This is a genomic window from uncultured Azonexus sp. (assembly GCF_937982035.1).
GTDB lineage: Bacteria > Pseudomonadota > Gammaproteobacteria > Burkholderiales > Rhodocyclaceae > Azonexus.
Genome location: NZ_CALJNI010000019.1, coordinates 61,331 through 79,577, shown reverse-complemented (window position 1 = coordinate 79,577; position 18,247 = coordinate 61,331). Strand labels below are relative to the sequence as shown.

General features: G+C 62.0%; 20 protein-coding genes and 1 tRNA gene. 19 read left to right on the top strand and 2 right to left on the bottom strand.

What is annotated here, in order from left to right; all coding sequences use genetic code 11:
* Position 1: 1 nt before the first annotated feature.
* The 19 genes from glmM to Q0799_RS13270 all read left to right on the top strand — a co-directional run bounded on the left by glmM (position 2) and on the right by Q0799_RS13270 (position 17,791).
* Entirely contained in the window at positions 2 to 1,360 is a 1,359-nt protein-coding gene (gene glmM / locus Q0799_RS13360; RefSeq protein WP_298399171.1) for a phosphoglucosamine mutase, read from the top strand.
* 65 nt (positions 1,361 to 1,425) lie between these two features.
* A complete protein-coding gene (gene tpiA / locus Q0799_RS13355; RefSeq protein WP_298399169.1) occupies positions 1,426 to 2,175 on the top strand; it encodes a triose-phosphate isomerase in 750 nt (249 codons plus the stop codon).
* Positions 2,176 to 2,186: 11 nt separating this feature from the next.
* Positions 2,187 to 2,558: a preprotein translocase subunit SecG gene (secG, locus tag Q0799_RS13350; RefSeq protein ID WP_298399166.1), complete on the top strand. Its 372-nt coding sequence runs from the start codon at positions 2,187 to 2,189 to the stop codon at positions 2,556 to 2,558.
* Between the two features lie 66 nt (positions 2,559 to 2,624).
* Positions 2,625 to 2,709 (top strand) — tRNA-Leu (locus Q0799_RS13345).
* 66 nt (positions 2,710 to 2,775) lie between these two features.
* Positions 2,776 to 3,150 (top strand): NADH-quinone oxidoreductase subunit A, encoded by a 375-nt coding sequence (gene ndhC / locus Q0799_RS13340; protein ID WP_366940785.1) that lies wholly within the window; start codon positions 2,776 to 2,778, stop codon positions 3,148 to 3,150.
* Positions 3,151 to 3,159: 9 nt separating this feature from the next.
* Complete coding sequence (locus Q0799_RS13335; RefSeq protein WP_028994582.1) at positions 3,160 to 3,636, top strand: NADH-quinone oxidoreductase subunit B family protein; 477 nt, start codon at positions 3,160 to 3,162, stop codon at positions 3,634 to 3,636.
* 18 nt (positions 3,637 to 3,654) lie between these two features.
* Positions 3,655 to 4,260 carry an NADH-quinone oxidoreductase subunit C gene (locus Q0799_RS13330; RefSeq protein WP_028994583.1) on the top strand — a complete coding sequence of 202 codons (606 nt, stop codon included), beginning with the start codon at positions 3,655 to 3,657 and terminating at the stop codon, positions 4,258 to 4,260.
* Entirely contained in the window at positions 4,253 to 5,506 is a 1,254-nt protein-coding gene (locus tag Q0799_RS13325) for an NADH-quinone oxidoreductase subunit D (protein WP_298399159.1), read from the top strand. The genes Q0799_RS13330 and Q0799_RS13325 overlap by 8 nt, the downstream gene beginning before the upstream one ends.
* Positions 5,506 to 5,979, top strand: coding sequence for an NADH-quinone oxidoreductase subunit NuoE (gene nuoE, locus Q0799_RS13320; RefSeq protein ID WP_028994585.1), 474 nt, complete (start codon positions 5,506 to 5,508; stop codon positions 5,977 to 5,979). Before Q0799_RS13325 ends, nuoE begins: the two co-directional genes overlap by 1 nt.
* 8 nt (positions 5,980 to 5,987) lie before the next feature.
* Positions 5,988 to 7,307: an NADH-quinone oxidoreductase subunit NuoF gene (gene nuoF, locus Q0799_RS13315; protein WP_298399252.1), complete on the top strand. Its 1,320-nt coding sequence runs from the start codon at positions 5,988 to 5,990 to the stop codon at positions 7,305 to 7,307.
* A 45-nt stretch (positions 7,308 to 7,352) separates the two neighbouring features.
* Positions 7,353 to 9,686, top strand: coding sequence for an NADH-quinone oxidoreductase subunit NuoG (nuoG, locus tag Q0799_RS13310; RefSeq protein ID WP_298399158.1), 2,334 nt, complete (start codon positions 7,353 to 7,355; stop codon positions 9,684 to 9,686).
* Positions 9,687 to 10,736 carry an NADH-quinone oxidoreductase subunit NuoH gene (gene nuoH / locus Q0799_RS13305; RefSeq protein WP_298399156.1) on the top strand — a complete coding sequence of 350 codons (1,050 nt, stop codon included), beginning with the start codon at positions 9,687 to 9,689 and terminating at the stop codon, positions 10,734 to 10,736. It begins immediately after the preceding gene.
* 10 nt (positions 10,737 to 10,746) lie between these two features.
* Positions 10,747 to 11,235 carry an NADH-quinone oxidoreductase subunit NuoI gene (gene nuoI / locus Q0799_RS13300; RefSeq protein WP_028994589.1) on the top strand — a complete coding sequence of 163 codons (489 nt, stop codon included), beginning with the start codon at positions 10,747 to 10,749 and terminating at the stop codon, positions 11,233 to 11,235.
* Between the two features lie 12 nt (positions 11,236 to 11,247).
* Positions 11,248 to 11,844 (top strand): NADH-quinone oxidoreductase subunit J, encoded by a 597-nt coding sequence (locus tag Q0799_RS13295; protein WP_298399155.1) that lies wholly within the window; start codon positions 11,248 to 11,250, stop codon positions 11,842 to 11,844.
* A gap of 14 nt (positions 11,845 to 11,858) precedes the next feature.
* The gene (gene nuoK / locus Q0799_RS13290) at positions 11,859 to 12,167 is read left to right on the top strand and encodes an NADH-quinone oxidoreductase subunit NuoK (protein ID WP_211226400.1); all 309 of its coding nucleotides are present in this window, start codon (positions 11,859 to 11,861) and stop codon (positions 12,165 to 12,167) included.
* A gap of 2 nt (positions 12,168 to 12,169) precedes the next feature.
* Positions 12,170 to 14,182 (top strand): NADH-quinone oxidoreductase subunit L, encoded by a 2,013-nt coding sequence (gene nuoL / locus Q0799_RS13285; RefSeq protein WP_298399154.1) that lies wholly within the window; start codon positions 12,170 to 12,172, stop codon positions 14,180 to 14,182.
* 32 nt (positions 14,183 to 14,214) lie between these two features.
* Positions 14,215 to 15,699, top strand: a complete 1,485-nt coding sequence (locus tag Q0799_RS13280) for an NADH-quinone oxidoreductase subunit M (protein WP_028994593.1) — start codon at positions 14,215 to 14,217, stop codon at positions 15,697 to 15,699.
* Positions 15,700 to 15,711: 12 nt separating this feature from the next.
* A complete protein-coding gene (gene nuoN / locus Q0799_RS13275) occupies positions 15,712 to 17,190 on the top strand; it encodes an NADH-quinone oxidoreductase subunit NuoN (protein ID WP_298399151.1) in 1,479 nt (492 codons plus the stop codon).
* Between the two features lie 61 nt (positions 17,191 to 17,251).
* Positions 17,252 to 17,791 (top strand): NUDIX hydrolase, encoded by a 540-nt coding sequence (locus tag Q0799_RS13270; protein WP_298399147.1) that lies wholly within the window; start codon positions 17,252 to 17,254, stop codon positions 17,789 to 17,791.
* 61 nt (positions 17,792 to 17,852) lie between these two features.
* Here the strand turns inward: Q0799_RS13270 and Q0799_RS13265 are convergent, their stop codons facing one another.
* Together Q0799_RS13265 and Q0799_RS13260 are read right to left on the bottom strand one after the other, a co-directional pair.
* Positions 17,853 to 18,041 carry a hypothetical protein gene (locus tag Q0799_RS13265; RefSeq protein ID WP_298399145.1) on the bottom strand — a complete coding sequence of 63 codons (189 nt, stop codon included), beginning with the start codon at positions 18,039 to 18,041 and terminating at the stop codon, positions 17,853 to 17,855.
* Positions 18,041 to 18,196, bottom strand: a complete 156-nt coding sequence (locus Q0799_RS13260; protein ID WP_298399143.1) for a hypothetical protein — start codon at positions 18,194 to 18,196, stop codon at positions 18,041 to 18,043. The genes Q0799_RS13265 and Q0799_RS13260 overlap by 1 nt, the downstream gene beginning before the upstream one ends.
* Positions 18,197 to 18,247: the final 51 nt, after the last annotated feature.

The window sequence follows — 18,247 nt, the reverse complement described above, 5'->3', positions numbered from 1 at the left end:
CGTGACGAGAAAATATTTCGGTACCGACGGCGTGCGCGGTCGGGTGGGGCAGGCGCCGATTACCCCGGACTTCGTGATGCGCCTCGGCTATTCGGCCGGCAAGGTGCTGCTGGCCAAGGGCGAAATGCCCGCCGGCGAGCGTCCGTCCGTGCTCATCGGCAAGGACACCCGGGTTTCCGGGTACATGCTGGAATCGGCGCTGGAGGCGGGGTTTTCGGCGGCCGGTGTCGATGTCTGCCTGGTCGGGCCGATGCCGACCCCGGCCATCGCCTACCTGACCCGGGCGCTGCGCCTGCAGGCCGGGATCGTGATTTCGGCGTCGCATAATCCCTACTACGACAACGGAATCAAGTTTTTCTCGGCGCAGGGCACCAAGTTGCCCGACGAGGTTGAGCAGGCCATCGAGGCCGGCATCGATCAGGAGATCGTCTGCGTCCAGTCGCCGGATCTTGGCCGGGCGCGCCGGATCGACGATGCCCGCGGTCGCTACATCGAGTTCTGCAAGAGCACCTTCCCCAACGAATTCGACCTGCGCGGACTGAAGATCGTTGTCGATTGCGCGCACGGTGCCGCCTATCACATCGCCCCGGACGTGTTCCATGAACTGGGGGCGGAGGTGGTGGTGATCGGCGGCCAGCCGAACGGCCTGAACATCAACGAGAAGGTCGGGGCGACCGCGCCGAAGGCGCTGTGCGATGCGGTCCTGGTCAATCGTGCCGATCTCGGCATCGCACTCGACGGTGACGCCGACCGCATCATGATGGTCGACGCCGAGGGCAATCTTTACGACGGCGACCAGTTGCTGATGGCCATCGTTCGCAGTCGTGCCGCCAAGGGGCCGGTCAATGGCGTGGTCGGTACGCTGATGAGCAATCTTTCGCTGGAGCGGGCGCTGGCCGGGATGAATATTCCCTTCGTGCGGGCGGCAGTCGGCGATCGCTATGTGGTCGAGGCGCTGCATCGCAACGGCTGGCTGTTCGGCGGCGAAAATTCCGGACACATCCTGGCTCTGGACCGTCATTCGACCGGCGACGGCATCATCGCCGGCCTGCAGGTGCTGGCCGCCTTGCGCGAGTCGGGCGGCGACCTCAAGACCCTGCTTGGTGCCTTGCCGCTTTATCCGCAGAAACTGATCAACGTCCCGGTCGTTCGCGGCTTCGACTGGCAAGCCAGCCCGGCCATCGCGGCAGCCCGCGATCTCGTCGAGCGGCGTCTTGACGGTCGTGGCCGTGTCCTGCTGCGTCCTTCGGGGACCGAGCCGCTGCTACGGGTGATGGTCGAAGGCGAGGATGCGCAGGCGGTTGTTGCCGCTGCCGAAGAGATTGCGGCGGCGGTCAGGGTGGCGGCTGGCGAGGGGTGAGCATTGACCGGCCGGGTGGCCAATCGATATAATCCTCAGGTTTTAGCCATCGGAATCACCGAGCCATGCGCCGCAAGCTAGTCGCTGGAAACTGGAAGATGAACGGCAGCCTTTCCGCCAATGGCGGATTGCTGGCGGATATTCTCGCCGGTCTGGGCGATGTCCCCTGCGAAGTCATGGTCTGTCCGCCTTTCCCTTATCTGGCACAGGCGCAGGCCGTGCTTTTGGCCAGTCCGGTCGGGCTGGGGGCGCAGACCCTGAGCGAATACCCGGCGGGCGCCTTCACTGGCGAAGTCGGGGCGGAAATGCTGCGGGAGTTTGGCTGTCGTTATGTGCTGGTCGGTCATTCCGAGCGACGCAGCCTGTTCGGCGAGTCCGATGCCGTGGTTGCGGCCAAGCTGGCTGCGGCACTTGCCGCCGGTCTGGTGCCGGTGCTGTGTCTCGGCGAAACCCTGGCTGAGCGTGAGGCCGGGCAGACGGAAGCGGTTGTCTCGCGGCAGTTGCAGGCGGTTCTGGATCGTGTTGGTGTTGCCGCGTTGTCGGGTGTCGTGCTGGCTTATGAGCCGGTGTGGGCCATCGGTACGGGGCTGACGGCGACGCCGGCGCAGGCGCAGGCGGTGCATGCCCACATTCGGGCCTGTCTGGCGGCGCACGATGCAGCGGTGGCAGCGGAGGTGCGCATCCTCTATGGCGGTAGTGTCAAGCCGCAAAATGCGCAGGAGTTGTTCGGGCAGCAGGACATCGATGGTGGTCTGATCGGTGGGGCTTCCCTGGTGGCAGAAGATTTCTTGGCGATTTGTCGCGCCGCAAACTGATAGGCATAAAAATGAACTGGTTGTTTTCTGTGGTTTTGACGGTCCATATCCTGGTCGCCCTGGCGATCATCGGCCTGGTGCTGATGCAGCACGGCAAGGGCGCCGACATGGGAGCGGCTTTCGGTAGCGGTTCCTCGGGCAGCCTGTTCGGTGCGTCGGGGTCGGCGAACTTTCTCAGCCGTACCACTGCGGTGCTGGCGACGGTGTTCTTCCTGACCAGTCTTTCGCTGGCCTACATTGCCTCAGACAAGCCAAAAACGGCTGGTAGTCTGATGCAAGAGGCTGTACAATCGCAGCCTGTTTCGACGGTGGTTCCGGCTGCTGGCGAGGCCGCCGGAGCGCCTGCTGGTGCGGGTTCGAAGGCGCAGGAAGTACCGAAGTAATTTCAAAGTAACGCAAGGAAATTCGCCCGGCACGAGTCCTCGTCGGGTGGGTTGAAAAATACACGTGCCGACGTGGTGAAATTGGTAGACACGCTATCTTGAGGGGGTAGTGGCGCAAGCTGTGCGAGTTCGAGTCTCGCCGTCGGCACCAAAATATAAAGTGGGCTGGCCGTTGCAATCCGGTCGTCCCGAATAAAAACTTACAACTTGGCGGCGGATCATGGAAGCCTACTTTCCAATCCTGATGTTCGTGCTCGTGGGGGTCGCGGTCGGTGTCTTGCCGATGGCGATGGGCTTTGTGCTCGCTCCGCGTCGCCCGGATCCCGAAAAGCTCTCGCCCTATGAATGCGGCTTCGAGGCCTTCGAAGACGCGCGCATGAAATTCGACGTGCGCTATTACCTGGTTGCGATCCTGTTCATCCTGTTCGACCTCGAAATCGCCTTCCTCGTACCGTGGGCGGTCGTTTTCTCGGACATGGTGGCAATCGATTCGCTGAAGGTTTTCGGCTTCGTCGAAATGTTGATCTTCATGGGCATTCTGGCACTGGGCGACATCTACGCCTGGGCCAAGGGTGCGCTTGAGTGGGAATGAGGGCGCCAAATGGCAATCGAAGGGATTCTGCAAGAGGGTTTTGTCACCACCACGGCTGACAAACTCATCAACTACATGCGCACCGGCTCGATGTGGCCGATGACCTTTGGCTTGGCCTGCTGCGCCGTGGAGATGATCCACGCCGGCTGTTCCCGCTATGACCTGGACCGCTTCGGCATCGTCTTTCGGCCGAGTCCGCGTCAGTCCGACGTGATGATCGTCGCCGGCACGCTGACCAACAAGATGGCGCCGGCGCTGCGCAAGGTCTATGACCAGATGGCCGAGCCGCGCTGGGTCATTTCCATGGGCTCCTGTGCCAATGGCGGTGGCTACTATCACTATTCCTACTCGGTGGTGCGCGGCTGCGACCGCATCGTCCCGGTCGACATCTATGTGCCGGGCTGTCCGCCGACGGCTGAGGCCCTGCTCTACGGGCTGATCCAGCTGCAGAACAAGATCCGCCGCACCAATACCATTGCCCGCTAACTTTCGAGGCTGATCCCTATGTCCGCCAAGCTGGAAACGCTTAGCCAGAAATTGCAGGATCGTTTCGGAGACAAGCTGCTGTCGACCAAGCTCGCCCTCGGTGAGCTGACCGTGGAAGTCGCCGCCAACGATTATTTTGCCTTCATGCAGACGCTGCGCGACGACGCCGACCTTTCCTTCGAGGAATTGATCGACCTCTGCGGCGTCGATTACTCGACCTGGGGCGACGGTGCCTGGACCGGCAAGCGTTTTGCGACGACCGTGCATCTGCTGTCGATTGCCCACAACGTTCGCCTGCGCGTCCGCGTCTTCGCCGATAACGACGATTTCCCGGCAGTTGATTCGGTGACCTCGCTGTGGACCAGTGCCAACTGGTTCGAGCGCGAGTCCTTCGACCTCTACGGCATCGCCTATGTCGGTCACGAGGATCTGCGCCGCATCCTGACCGACTACGGTTTCATCGGTCATCCCTTCCGCAAGGATTTCCCGATTTCGGGCCATGTCGAGATGCGCTATGACCCGGATCAGGGTCGCGTGATCTACCAGCCCGTTACCATCGAACCGCGCGAGAACACGCCGCGCATCGTCCGCGAAGACACCTACGGGGATCCGGCACATGGCTGATATCCGCAACTACACCCTCAACTTCGGTCCGCAACACCCGGCCGCGCACGGCGTGCTGCGTCTGGTGCTGGAAATGGACGGCGAAGTCGTCCAGCGTGCCGATCCGCACATCGGCCTGCTCCACCGCGCCACCGAAAAGCTGGCCGAAACCCGGACCTGGGTCCAGTCCGTGCCCTACATGGACCGTCTCGACTACGTGTCGACGATGTGTAACGAACACGCCTACTGCCTCGGCGTCGAGAAGCTGCTGCAGCTCGAAGTGCCAGAGCGCGGCAAGTACATCCGCACGATGTTCGACGAAGTCACGCGTATCCTCAACCACCTGTTGTGGATCGGCTGTCACGCCCTCGACGTCGGCGCGATGACCATGGCACTGTACACCTTCCGCGAACGCGAAGACCTGATGGATGCCTACGAGGCGGTCTGCGGTGCGCGTCTGCACGCGGCCTACTACCGTCCGGGCGGCGTCTATCGCGACCTGCCGGACCGCATGCCGCAGTACCGCGAGTCCACCTGGACCAGCGCCAAGAAGGCCAAGGAACTCAACGACAATCGCAGTGGTTCGCTGCTCGACTTCCTCGAGGATTTCACCGACCGCTTCCCGAAATACCATGCCGAGTACCACACGCTGCTGACCGACAACCGGATCTGGAAACAGCGTCTGGTCCATGTCGGCGTGGTCAGCCCGGAACGGGCCATGCAACTGGGCTTCACCGGCGCCATGCTGCGCGGTTCCGGGATTGCCTGGGATCTGCGCAAGAAGCAGCCCTACGCGGCCTACGACAAGGTCGACTTCGATGTGCCGGTCGGCGTCAATGGCGACAGCTATGACCGCTACCTGGTGCGCATGGAGGAAATGCTCCAGTCGAACCGCATCATCAAGCAGTGCATCGCCTGGTTGCGCGCCAACCCGGGTCCGGTGATCACCGACAATCACAAGGTGGCACCGCCGAACCGCGAGGCGATGAAGTCGAACATGGAAGAGCTGATCCACCACTTCAAGCTGTTCACCGAAGGCATCCACGTGCCGCCGGGCGAGGCCTATGCCGCGATCGAACATCCGAAGGGCGAGTTCGGCATCTATTTCGTTTCCGACGGTGCCAACAAGCCCTACCGGATGAAGATCCGCGCGCCGGGCTTTGCGCATCTGGCGGCGATGGACGAAATGGCGAAGGGCCACATGCTGGCCGACGTCGTGACGATCATCGGTTCCCAGGATGTTGTTTTTGGCGAGATTGACCGCTGATGTTTTCCGCTGACACCCTACAGAAATTCGCCCGCGAGGTCGCCAAGTACCCCGCCGAGCAGAAGCAGTCGGCCGTCATGGCCTGTCTGGCCCACGCCCAGGAAGAAAAGGGCTGGCTGCCGCCCGAGGCCATCGAAGCCGTTGCCGATTATCTCGGCATGCCGCCGATCGCTGCCTACGAGGTTGCTTCCTTCTACAACATGTACGACCTGAAGCCGGTCGGCAAGTACAAGATCACGGTGTGTACCAACCTGCCGTGCGCGCTGTCCGGCGGCTATCACGCCGGCGAGTACCTGCAGCAGAAGCTCGGCGTCGGTTACGGTGAGACCACTGCCGACGGCAAGTTCACGCTCAAGGAAGGCGAGTGCATGGGCGCCTGCGGTGACGCGCCGGTGTTCATCGTCAATAACCGCTCGATGTGCAGCCACATGCATCCGGAACAGATCGACAAGCTCCTCGAGGAGTGCAAATAATGGCCATGATGGGGGCAATCAATCCGGTCCTGATGGCCGGCCTGAATGGTGATGACGGCTGGCGCCTGAAGGATTACGTCGCCCGTGGCGGCTATGAGCAGTTGAAGCGCATCCTGCAGACCGGCATGACCCAGGAAGACGTCATCGGCGAAGTCAAGAAGTCGGTCCTGCGTGGCCGTGGCGGCGCCGGTTTCCCGACCGGTCTGAAGTGGTCGTTCATGCCGCGCTCCTTCCCTGGTGACAAGTACGTCGTCTGCAATACCGACGAAGGTGAACCGGGGACCTTCAAGGACCGCGACATCATGCGCTACAACCCGCATGCGGTCATTGAGGGCATGATCATCGCCGGTTTCGCGATGGGCGCCAATCGTGGCTACAACTACGTGCACGGCGAAATCTGGGAAATCTACAAGCGCTTCGAGGAAGCGCTCGACGAAGCCCGCGCCGCCGGTCTGCTCGGTCAGAACATCCTCGGTACCCAGTTCGGCTTCGAACTGTTTGCCCATCACGGTTACGGCGCCTACATCTGCGGCGAGGAAACCGCGCTGCTCGAATCGATCGAGGGTAAGAAGGGCCAGCCGCGCTTCAAGCCGCCGTTCCCGGCTTCCTTCGGTCTGTACGGCCGGCCGACGACGATCAACAACACCGAGACCTTCGCTTCCATCCCCTTCATCCTGAAGATGGGCGGCGAGGAATTCCTCAACCTGGGCAAGCCGAACAACGGCGGCACCAAGCTGTTCTCGGTGTCCGGCCACGTCAATCGCCCGGGCAACTACGAAATCCCGCTCGGCACGCCGTTCTCGACCCTGCTCGAAATGTGCGGCGGCATGCGCGGCGGGCGCAAGCTGAAGGCGGTCATCCCCGGCGGTTCGTCGGCGCCGGTCATGCCGGCCGACGTGATCATGGACTGCACCATGGATTACGACTCGATCAGCAAGGGCGGGTCGATGCTCGGTTCCGGCGCGGTCATCGTCATGGACGAGACGGTGTGCATGGTCAAGGCGCTGGAGCGTCTGTCCTTCTTCTACCATGAGGAATCCTGCGGCCAATGCACCCCCTGCCGCGAAGGTACGGCCTGGATGTACAAGGTCGTGCATCGCATCGAGAACGGGCAGGGCAAGCCGGAAGACCTCGACCTGCTCAACAGCGTGCTCGGCAACATCGCCGGACGGACCATCTGCGCGCTCGGCGACGCGGCGGCCTTCCCGGTGCAGAGTTTCCTGAAGCATTTTGGCAGCGAATTCGAGTACCACATCGAGCACAAGACCTGTCTGGTCCCGAAGGATGTCCAGTGGGCCGGCAGCGGCTTCCACAAGATCCCGGCCTGACGGCTTACGCGTTAGTTACGAAAGAACTGGCTACAAGGTAGCGACATGCTAGAAATCGAAATCGACGGCAAGAAAGCGCAAGTGCCCGACGGCAGCACGGTGATGGATGCCGCGCAGCAGTTGGGTGTCTATATCCCGCACTTCTGCTACCACAAGAAATTGTCCATCGCGGCCAACTGCCGGATGTGCCTGGTCCAGGTGGAAAAGGCGCCGAAGCCGCTGCCCGCGTGCGCGACGCCGGTGACCAACGGGATGAAGGTGTTCACCCACTCCGACCTGGCCGTCAAGGCGCAGAAGGGGGTGATGGAATTCCTGCTGATCAACCACCCGCTCGACTGTCCGATCTGCGATCAAGGCGGCGAATGCCAGCTGCAGGACATGTCGGTCGGTTACGGCCCGATGAAGAGCCGTTACACCGAGGAAAAGCACGTCGTCTTCCACAAGGAGGTCGGCCCGTTGATCTCGATGCAGGAAATGAGCCGTTGCATTCACTGTACGCGCTGCGTCCGTTTCGGCCAGGAAGTCGCCGGCATCATGGAACTGGGCATGGCCAACCGCAACATGCACTCCGAGATCATGACCTTCGTCGGTCGTTCGGTCGATTCCGAACTGTCCGGCAACATGATCGACCTGTGCCCGGTCGGCGCGCTGACCTCGAAGCCTTTCCGCTACACCGCCCGCTCGTGGGAACTGCAACGGCGCAAGTCGGTCAGCCCGCACGATTCGGTCGGCGCCAACCTGGTCGTCCAGGTCAAGCACGACAACGTGATGCGCGTTCTGCCGCGCGAGAACGAAGCGGTCAACGAGTGCTGGATTTCCGACAAGGAACGCTTCTCCTACCAGGCACTGAATTCCGATGCCCGCCTGAGCAAACCGATGGTCAAGCAGGGTGGCGAGTGGCGTGAGGTCGAATGGAATGTCGCTCTCGACTACGTCGCTCACGGCCTCAAGGACATCGTCCGCGATCACGGCGGTGACGCCGTCGCCGCGCTGGCCGCACAGCATGCCACGGTCGAGGAACTGTTCCTGCTGGGCAAGCTGATGAAGGGCATGGGCAGCGGCAATATCGATTTCCGCGCCCGCCAGTCCGACTTCGGCACTGACTTCAAGCGCGCCGGTGCGCCCTGGCTGGGCATGCGCCTGGCCGAGATCAAGGATCTCGACGCCGCGCTGGTGGTCGGCTCCTTCCTGCGTAAGGATCATCCGCTGATCGCTCAGCGCCTGCGTCAGGCCGCCAAGAAGTGGACCAAGGTCAGCCTGTTGTCGGTGGCCGGCGACGATCAACTGATCAAACTCTACGGCAGCCTCACCGTGGCGCCGTCGCAACTGGCGCTGGCGCTGGCCGCGGTGGTTCGCGCCGCTGCCGAAGCCAAGGGCACAGCCGTCCCGGCCGGTCTGGAAAACGCCGCCGTCTGCGACGAGAGCCGCAAGATTGCCGCCAGCCTGCTCGAAGGCGAGAAGCGTGCGATCTTCCTCGGCAACGTCGCCACCCAGTGTGCCGACGCCACCCAACTGCACGCGCTGGCCAACCAGCTTGGCGCCATTACCGGGGCCACCGTCGGTTTCCTCGGCGAGAGCGGCAACACGGTCGGCGCTCACCTGGCCTGGGCGCTGCCGAGCCAGGCCAATGCGCGCCAGATGTTCGAGCAGCCGCGTCGCGGCTACGTCCTGTACGGTGTCGAACCGGAACTCGACTGCGCCAATCCGCAGCCGGTCTTGGCTGCGCTGAAGCAGGCGGCGATGGTCGTCGTCATGTCGCCGTTCAAGTCGCCGGCGGCGCTTGAATACGCCGACGCGATCCTGCCGGTGGCACCCTTCACCGAAACCTCGGGCACCTTCGTCAATATCGAGGGCCGCATCCAGTCGTTCAACGGCGTCGTCAAACCGCGCGGCGAAACCCGTCCGGGCTGGAAGGTGCTGCGCGTGCTCGGTAACGTCCTCAATCTCGACGGCTTTGCCTACACCAGCAGCGAGCAGGTCCGTGACGAAGTGCTCGGCGCCGGTGCCGAATTCGCCGCTGGTCTCGATAACGGCCTGAACGGCGTCGCCATCGCCCTGCCGGGTGCGCTGGCAAACGGCCTGCAACGCATCGCCGACGTGCCCATTCACTTTGCCGATCCGCTGGCCCGCCGGGCGCCGGCGCTGCTGCAGACGGCCGACGGCGCCGCCCCGACGCTGCGCGCCGCCGCGGCAACGTTGGCCGCGATCGGCGTCGAGTCCGGCGCTTCGGTACGGGTCCGCCAGGGTCACGGCGAGACCGTGCTGGTCGCCCGTCTCGACGACAAGGTGCCGGCCGGCTGCGTCCGCGTTGCTGCGGCGCATCCGACGACTGCGATGCTGGGCGAAATGTTCGGCGACATCACCGTGGAGCGTGCATAAATGGACGCACTGATGAATTTCGGACAAGGGATCTTCGGCGGCGCCTGGCCGGCCGTGTGGACCCTGATCAAGATCGTGCTGATCGTCGCCCCGCTGATGCTCGGCGTCGCCTACCTGACCTACTTCGAGCGCAAGGTCATCGGCTTCATGCAGGTGCGTATCGGCCCCAACCGGGTCGGTCCCTGGGGTCTGATCCAGCCGATCGCCGACGGTCTGAAGCTGCTGCTCAAGGAAATCATCGTTCCCAGCGGTTCGAGCAAGGCAGTCTTCGTCATCGCCCCGATGCTGGCCATCGCACCCGCGCTGGCCGCCTGGGCGGTGATCCCCTTCACCGACACGCTGGTCCTCGCCAACATCGACGCCAGCCTGCTCTATATCCTGGCGATCACCTCGATGGGCGTCTATGGCGTCATCCTCTCCGGCTGGGCGTCGAACTCCAAATACGCCTTCCTCGGCGCGATGCGTTCGGCAGCGCAGATGGTGTCGTACGAAATCGCCATGGGCTTCGCCTTGATCACCGTGCTGATGATCGCCGGTACGCTGAACTTCATCGACATCGTTGAAGGGCAGAACAAGGGGATGTTCGCCGACATGGGCCTGGGCTTCCTGTCGTGGAACTGGCTGCCGCTGCTGCCGATGTTCCTGGTGTACCTGATTTCCGGTACCGCCGAACTGAACCGCGCACCGTTCGACATCGCCGAAGGCGAATCGGAAATCGTTGCCGGTTTCCACGTCGAATACTCGGGCATGGCCTTCGCGCTGTTCTTCCTGGCCGAGTACGCGAACATGATCCTGGTGGCGGCGCTGACCTCCATCCTGTTCCTGGGGGGCTGGCTGTCGCCGGTCGGTTTCCTGCCGGATGGAATCTGGTGGATGTTCGCGAAGATGTCCTTCGTGCTCTTCCTGTTCCTGTGGTTCCGCGCCACCTTCCCGCGTTATCGCTACGACCTGCTGATGCGCCTTGGCTGGAAGGTCTTCCTGCCGCTGTGCTTCTTCTGGGTCATCATCGTCGGCGCGTGGATGATCAGCCCGCTGAACATCTGGAATTGAGGAGAGAAGAATGGGTTCGATGAAGGAAGTCTTCAACAGCCTCTTCCTCAAGGAGCTGCTGAAAGGCATGTCGGTGACGGGCAAGTATTTCTTCGCCCGCAAGATCACCGTCCAGTATCCGGAAGAAAAGACGCCGCAGTCCTTCCGTTTCCGCGGCCTGCATGCGCTGCGCCGCTACGAGAACGGCGAGGAACGCTGCATCGCCTGCAAGTTGTGCGAGGCGATCTGCCCGGCCATGGCCATCACCATCGAGGCCGAGCCGCGCGACGACGGTTCGCGCCGGACGACGCGCTACGACATTGATCTGACCAAGTGCATCTTCTGCGGTTTCTGCGAGGAAGCCTGCCCGGTCGATGCCATCGTCGAGACGCGCATTTTCGAATATCACGGCGAGAAGCGCGGTGATCTCTACTACACCAAGCAGATGCTGCTGGCCAACGGTGATCGCTACGAACAGCAGATCGCCGAAGACCGCGCACTCGATGCGCCCTACCGCTGACAGGTGCCTGTAATGGATTTTCAAACCGCTGTCTTTTTCTTCCTCTCGGCGATCCTGGTGTTTGCCGCGCTGCGGGTGATCACCGCGCGCAACCCGGTCTATGCCGCCTTGCACCTGATGCTCGCCTTCTTCACCACCGGCGGCCTCTGGCTGATGCTGCAGGCCGAGTTTCTCGGCATTGCGCTGATCGTCGTCTATGTCGGCGCAGTGATGGTGCTCTTCCTGTTCGTCGTGATGATGCTCGACATCAACATCGACCGCATCCGCGAAGGCTTCTGGCGCTACCTGCCGCTCGGCGCCGTGCTCGGTCTGGTCATGGTGCTGGAAATGGGCCTGGTGCTCGGCAGCAAGTACTTCCAGGTGCCGATCTCGGAAGTCGTGGTCCCGGCCGGTGTGTCCAACACCAAGGAAATCGGTGCGCTGCTGGTGACCGATTACGTCTTCCCCTTCGAACTCGCCGCCGTGATCCTGCTGGTCGGCATGATCGCCGCCGTGGTGCTGACCTTCCGCGGCCGCAAGGCATCGAAGATCTCGAATCCGAACACGCAGGTGTTCGTCAAGGCCAAGGACCGCGTGCGCGTGCTCCAGATGCCTGTTGAAAAGGACTGACCGGGGCGACCATGCTGACACTTTCCCTTTCGCACTTCCTGATCCTCGGCGCGATCCTGTTCGCCATCGCCGTGGTCGGCATCTTCCTCAACCGGAAGAACCTGATCGTGCTGCTGATGGCCATCGAACTGATGCTGCTGGCGGTCAACATGAACTTCGTGGCGTTTTCGCATTTCCTTGGCGATCTCTCCGGGCAGGTCTTCGTCTTCTTCATCCTTGCCGTCGCGGCGGCCGAGGCCGCCATCGGCCTGGCCATCCTGATCGTGCTGTTCCGCAACCTCAAGAGCATCCATGTGGATGACCTGGGCAGCCTGAAGGGTTAAACATGGACATGAAATCGCTCTATCTGCTCGTACCGCTGGCGCCGCTGGTCGGTGCCATCATCGCCGGCCTGTTCTGCCGCATCATCCCGCGCTGGGTCGCCCATACCGCGACCATCGCCGGCGTCGGCATCGCCTTCGCCGCCTCGGTGGTGATCTTCATGGACGTGATGGCCGGCAATACCTTCAACGGCACGGTCTATACCTGGCTGACCTCCGGTACCTACACCTTCGAAGTCGGTTTCCTGATCGACACGCTGACCGCGACGATGATGCTGGTCGTCACCTCGGTGTCGCTGATGGTGCATATCTACACCATCGGCTACATGCAGGATGATCCGGGTTACAACCGTTTCTTCAGCTACATCTCGCTGTTCACCTTCTCGATGCTGATGCTGGTGATGGCCAACAACTTCATGCAGCTGTTCTTCGGCTGGGAAGCGGTCGGCCTCGTCTCCTACCTGTTGATCGGTTTCTGGTACACGCGGCCGACGGCGATCTTCGCCAACATGAAGGCCTTCCTGGTCAACCGTGTCGGCGACTTCGGCTTCATCCTCGGCATCGGCCTGGTCCTGGCGCACTTCGGTACGCTCGACTACGCCACGGTGTTTGCCAAGGCGCCGGAATTCGCCAACGCCACGATCAACATCTGGGGCGATCAGGAATGGTCGCTGATGACCGTCACCTGCATCTGCCTGTTCATCGGCGCCATGGGCAAGTCGGCGCAAGTGCCGCTGCACGTCTGGCTGCCTGACTCGATGGAAGGTCCGACCCCGATCTCGGCACTGATCCACGCTGCAACCATGGTGACCGCCGGTATCTTCATGGTGGCCCGGACCTCGCCGCTGTTCGAACTGTCGACCACGGCCCTGTCCTTCGTCATCGTCATCGGCGCCATCACCGCGCTGTTCATGGGTTTCCTCGGCATCATCCAGAACGACATCAAGCGCGTCGTCGCCTACTCGACGCTGTCGCAGCTCGGCTACATGACCGTCGCCCTGGGCGCATCGGCCTACTCGGTGGCGATCTTCCACCTGATGACGCACGCCTTCTTCAAGGCGTTGCTGTTCCTTGCCGCCGGCTCGGTGATCATCGGCATGCATCACGACCAGGACATCCGCAACATGGGCGGCCTGCGCAAGTACATGCCGATCACCTGGATCACCTCGCTGATCGGTTCGCTGGCCCTGATCGGGACGCCTTTCCTGTCCGGTTTCTATTCCAAGGACTCGATCATCGAAGCGGTCAAGTACTCCGACATCCCGGGCGCCGGTTTTGCCTACTTCGCCGTGCTGGCCGGTGTCTTCGTCACCGCCTTCTACTCCTTCCGCATGTACTTCCTGGTCTTCCATGGCGAGGAACGTTTCGGCAAGGATGACCATGGTCACGGTCATGACGACCACGGCGACGATCATCACCACGGCCTGGCCCCGGGCCAGAAGCCGCACGAAACGCCTTGGGTGGTGACGCTGCCGCTGGTGCTGCTGGCGATTCCGTCGGTGATCGTCGGTTACCTTGCCATCGGTCCGATGCTCGCCGGTGACTACTTCAAGGATGTGATCTACGTCGATCAGGCTGCCCACCCGGCGCTGGCCACCTTCCTCAGCACCTTCCATGGCGCGGCCGCGATGGGCATGCACGCCTTCGTCACCCCGGCCTTCTACCTGGCCTTCGGCGGTGTCGCCCTGTCGTGGTTCTTCTACATGAAGCGTCCGGACATTCCGGCGGCGATCCAGCGTCGTTTCTCCGGCATCAACACGCTGCTCGAGAACAAGTACTACTTCGACAAGATCAACGAATTCGTCTTCGCCGGTGGCGCCCGGGTGCTGGGCAAGGCCCTGTGGCGCGGCGGCGACGTCGGTCTGATCGATGGCCTGATCGTCAATGGCTCGGCCCGACTGGTCGGCTGGGTGTCCTCCATCAGCCGCCTCTTCCAGACCGGTTTCGTCTATCACTACGCCTTCGCGATGATCATCGGCCTGATTGCCCTGATGACGCTCTGGCTCAACCGCGCATAGTCTGAATCGCACGCAGAACAGCAAGGAATAACATGTCGAATTACCCGCTGCTATCTCTCGCCATCTGGATCCCCATCGGGGCGGGCCTGCTCGTCCTGATGACCGGCGGTGACCGCAATGCGCCGCTGGCCAGAATGCTCGCCCTCGCCGGCGCCGTTGCCGGCTTCCTCGTCACCGTGCCCTTGTGGCTCGGCTTCGACGTCAGCCAGGGCGGCATGCAGTTCGTCGAACTGGCCAACTGGATTCCGCGTTTCAACATCAATTACCACCTCGGTGTCGATGGCATCTCGATGCTCTTCGTGGTGCTCAACGCCTTCATCACCATCATCGTCGTCGCTGCCGGCTGGGAAGTGATCCAGAACAAGGTCGCCCAGTACATGGCAGCCTTCCTGATCATGTCCGGCCTGATGAACGGCATCTTCAGCTCGCTCGACGGCATCCTGTTCTACGTCTTCTTCGAAGCCTCGCTGATTCCGCTGTACCTTATCATCGGTGTCTGGGGCGGTGCCAACCGCGTCTATGCAGCGTTCAAGTTCTTCCTCTACACGCTGTTCGGCTCGCTGCTCTTCCTGCTGGCGCTGATGTATCTGTTCTTCCAGTCCGGCGGCAGCTTCTCCATCCTTGACTGGCACAAGCTGCCGATCGAGCTGACGCCGCAGATCTGGGTCTTCCTTGCCTTCCTGATCGCTTTCGCGGTCAAGGTACCGATGTGGCCGGTGCATACCTGGTTGCCGGATGCCCACGTCGAAGCGCCGACCGGCGGTTCCATCGTGCTGGCGGCCATCGGCCTCAAGCTCGGTGCCTACGGCTTCCTGCGCTTCTCGCTGCCGATCGCGCCGGATGCCTCGCAGGAACTGGCCGGCTTCATCATCGTCCTGTCGCTGATCGCCGTGGTTTATATCGGTTTCGTCGCCCTGATCCAGGCCGACATGAAGAAACTGGTCGCCTACTCGTCGATCGCCCACATGGGCTTCGTCACCCTCGGTTTCTTCATGTTCAGCGCGCTGGCCATCGAAGGCGCGCTGGTGCAGATGATCTCCCACGGCTTCGTCTCCGGCGCCATGTTCTTCTGTATCGGCGTCATGTACGACCGCGTGCATAGCCGCCAGATCGCCGATTACGGCGGCGTGGTCAACACCATGCCGAAGTTCGCTGCGCTGTTCATGCTGTTCACCATGGCCAATGCCGGCCTGCCGGCGACTTCCGGCTTCGTCGGCGAATTCATGGTCATCCTGGCTGCCGTCGAATTCAACTTCTGGGTGGCTGTCCTTGCCGCCAGCTCGTTGATCATGGGTGCCGCCTACTCGCTGTGGATGTACAAGCGGGTGATTTTCGGCGCCGTGGCCAACAAGCATGTCGAGGAACTCACCGACATCAACGGGCGCGAGTTCGCCATCCTCGCCGTGCTGGCCATCTGCACGCTGTGGATGGGTCTGTACCCGCAAGTTTTCACCGAAGTCATGCACGCCTCGGTCAATGACCTGCTGCGTCACGTGGCCGTCAGCAAGATTCACTAAACGGTAGCCGACATGTTCGACAATTTCGTTATTCCCGACCTCCTGCCGGCTGCTCCGGAAATCTTCCTGGCGACGATGGCCATGGCCATCCTGATGATCGATCTCTTCGTCAAGGACAGCCGTCGCACCGTGACCTTCGTGCTGACCCAGCTGACCCTGCTCGGTGCGGCCGCGATCCAGATCTACACGAGCAGCGGCGAAGTCACCTACACCTTCAGCAACATGTTCGTCGACGACATGATGGCCGACCTGCTGAAGCTGTTCCTGTACATGACCATGATCGTCGTCATGTTCTACTCGCGCGGTTACCTGTTCGACCGCCCGGAAATGAACAAGGGCGAGTACTACGTGCTGGCGCTGTTTGCCACGCTGGGCATGCTGGTCATGATTTCGGCCAACAATTTCGTCACCCTGTACGTCGGTCTCGAACTGCTGTCGCTGTCGCTGTATGCGATGGTGGCGATGAACCGCGATTCGCTGGCCTCGACCGAGGCCGCGATGAAGTACTTCGTCCTCGGCGCCCTGGCGTCCGGCATGCTGCTCTACGGCATGTCGATGATCTACGGTGCCACCGGCACGCTGGAAATCACCGAACTGGCCGAAGTCCTGTATCAGGGTGAGAGCAACCGTACCGTGCTGATCTTCGGTCTGGTCTTCCTGGTCGCCGGTCTGGCCTTCAAGTTGGGCGTCGTTCCGTTCCACATGTGGATTCCCGACGTCTATCACGGCGCGCCGACCCCGGTGACCCTGCTCATCGGTTCCGCACCCAAGCTCGCTGCCTTCGCCATCGTCATGCGTCTGATGGTCAGCGGCCTGATCACCCTGGCTGAAGACTGGCAGGGCATGCTGATCATCCTGTCGGTGCTGTCGATGGCCGTGGGCAACCTGGCCGCCATCGCCCAGACCAACCTCAAGCGCATGCTGGCCTACTCCGCGATCTCGCACATGGGCTTCATGCTGCTCGGCATCGTTACCGGCGTCGTCGGCGGCGACCCCCGCTACGCCCTGAATGCCTACAGCTCGGCGATGTTCTACGTGATCGTCTATGTGCTGACCACGACGGCCGCTTTCGGCATGATCCTGCTGATGGCGCGGGCCGGTTTCGAAGCCGACGAGCTCGACGACTACAAGGGGCTGAACAAGCGTAGCCCGTGGTTTGCCGCGATCATGCTGATGATCATGTTCTCGATGGCCGGCGTGCCCTTCTTCGTCGGTTTCTTCGCCAAATTCTCGGTGCTGCAGGCGGTTGTCGCCGGCGGTTACATCTGGCTGGCGGTCGTTGCCGTGCTGTTCTCGCTGATCGGCGCCTTCTACTACCTGCGCGTGGTCAAGCTGATGTATTTCGATGCACCGGTGGACGAAACGCCGATCTCGGCCGGTCTCGACATGCGCATCCTGATCTCCGCGAACGGTCTCGCGGTGGCGGTGCTCGGTCTGTTTCCGCAGATGATCATGTCGCTGTGCGCTTACGCCTTGCTGCGCTCGCTGTGACCCGCTAGCCACAGACAGACGCCCCGCCAGTCGGGGCGTTTTCCTTTTGGGGAAGTTGAACATGTCCGATACGCATCTGATCGAATCCGAATTGAGTTCCGAAAGCGTCTTCGAAGGTTCCCTGCTCAAGGTGCGCAAGGACACGGTGCGCCTGCCCAATGGTGCGACCTCGGTGCGCGAATACATCCATCATCCCGGCGCCGTGGTGATCCTGGCTTTCCTGCCCAACGGCAAGCTGCTGTTCGAGCGCCAGTTCCGCTATCCCTTACGCCAGGTGTTCCTCGAATTGCCCGCCGGCAAGATCGATCCCGGCGAAGTGCTGGCCGAAACGGCGCGCCGCGAATTGCTCGAGGAAACCGGCTACCTGGCCAGCCAATGGGAGCACCTGGGGGTCATGCATCCCTGCATCGGTTATTCGGACGAGCGCATCGAGATCTTCGTCGCCCGCGATCTGCAGGGCGAGGGATGCCAGCAACTCGACGACAACGAATTCCTCGAAGTGGTCGAGCTGTCGCCGGAAGAAGCGCGACAGGCCGTATTCGACGGCCGGATCACCGATGCCAAAACCATCACGGCGCTGTTCTGGCTGGAGCGCTGCTAAAAAAAATCCCGCCTCAAGGGCGGGAACGAAGTCTCGAACCGGGGGTGTTCGAGGGAGGCATTCAGGATTCGTCCTCGGATCGGTTGCGCTCGCGCCAGCGACGGAAGACGAAGACGCTGGCACCGAACAGTAGCGCCGGAACGATTGCGTCGATCAGCCCGGCTTGGCCCGAAACCAGCCACTGAAAGCCGGCAACGCCGAAGAATACGGCCAGGCTTTCACTGATCGGCAGGTCGTCGGGCAGGGCCATTACTGCCGACGGACGGGGATGGTTGCCAGTTGTACCCCGCTTGCCGGTGTGTTGGGAACCAGGCCAAGCAGGTAGGCGCGGGCGGCAGCCAGAAATTCGCGGATATTGTTCTCGATCATCATTTTTTCCTTGGTTTGCTCATGCGCTGAAGACATGAATGCATTCTAAGGAAGGCGATGCGTAGCGACTGTTGCGCCTCGGTGGCG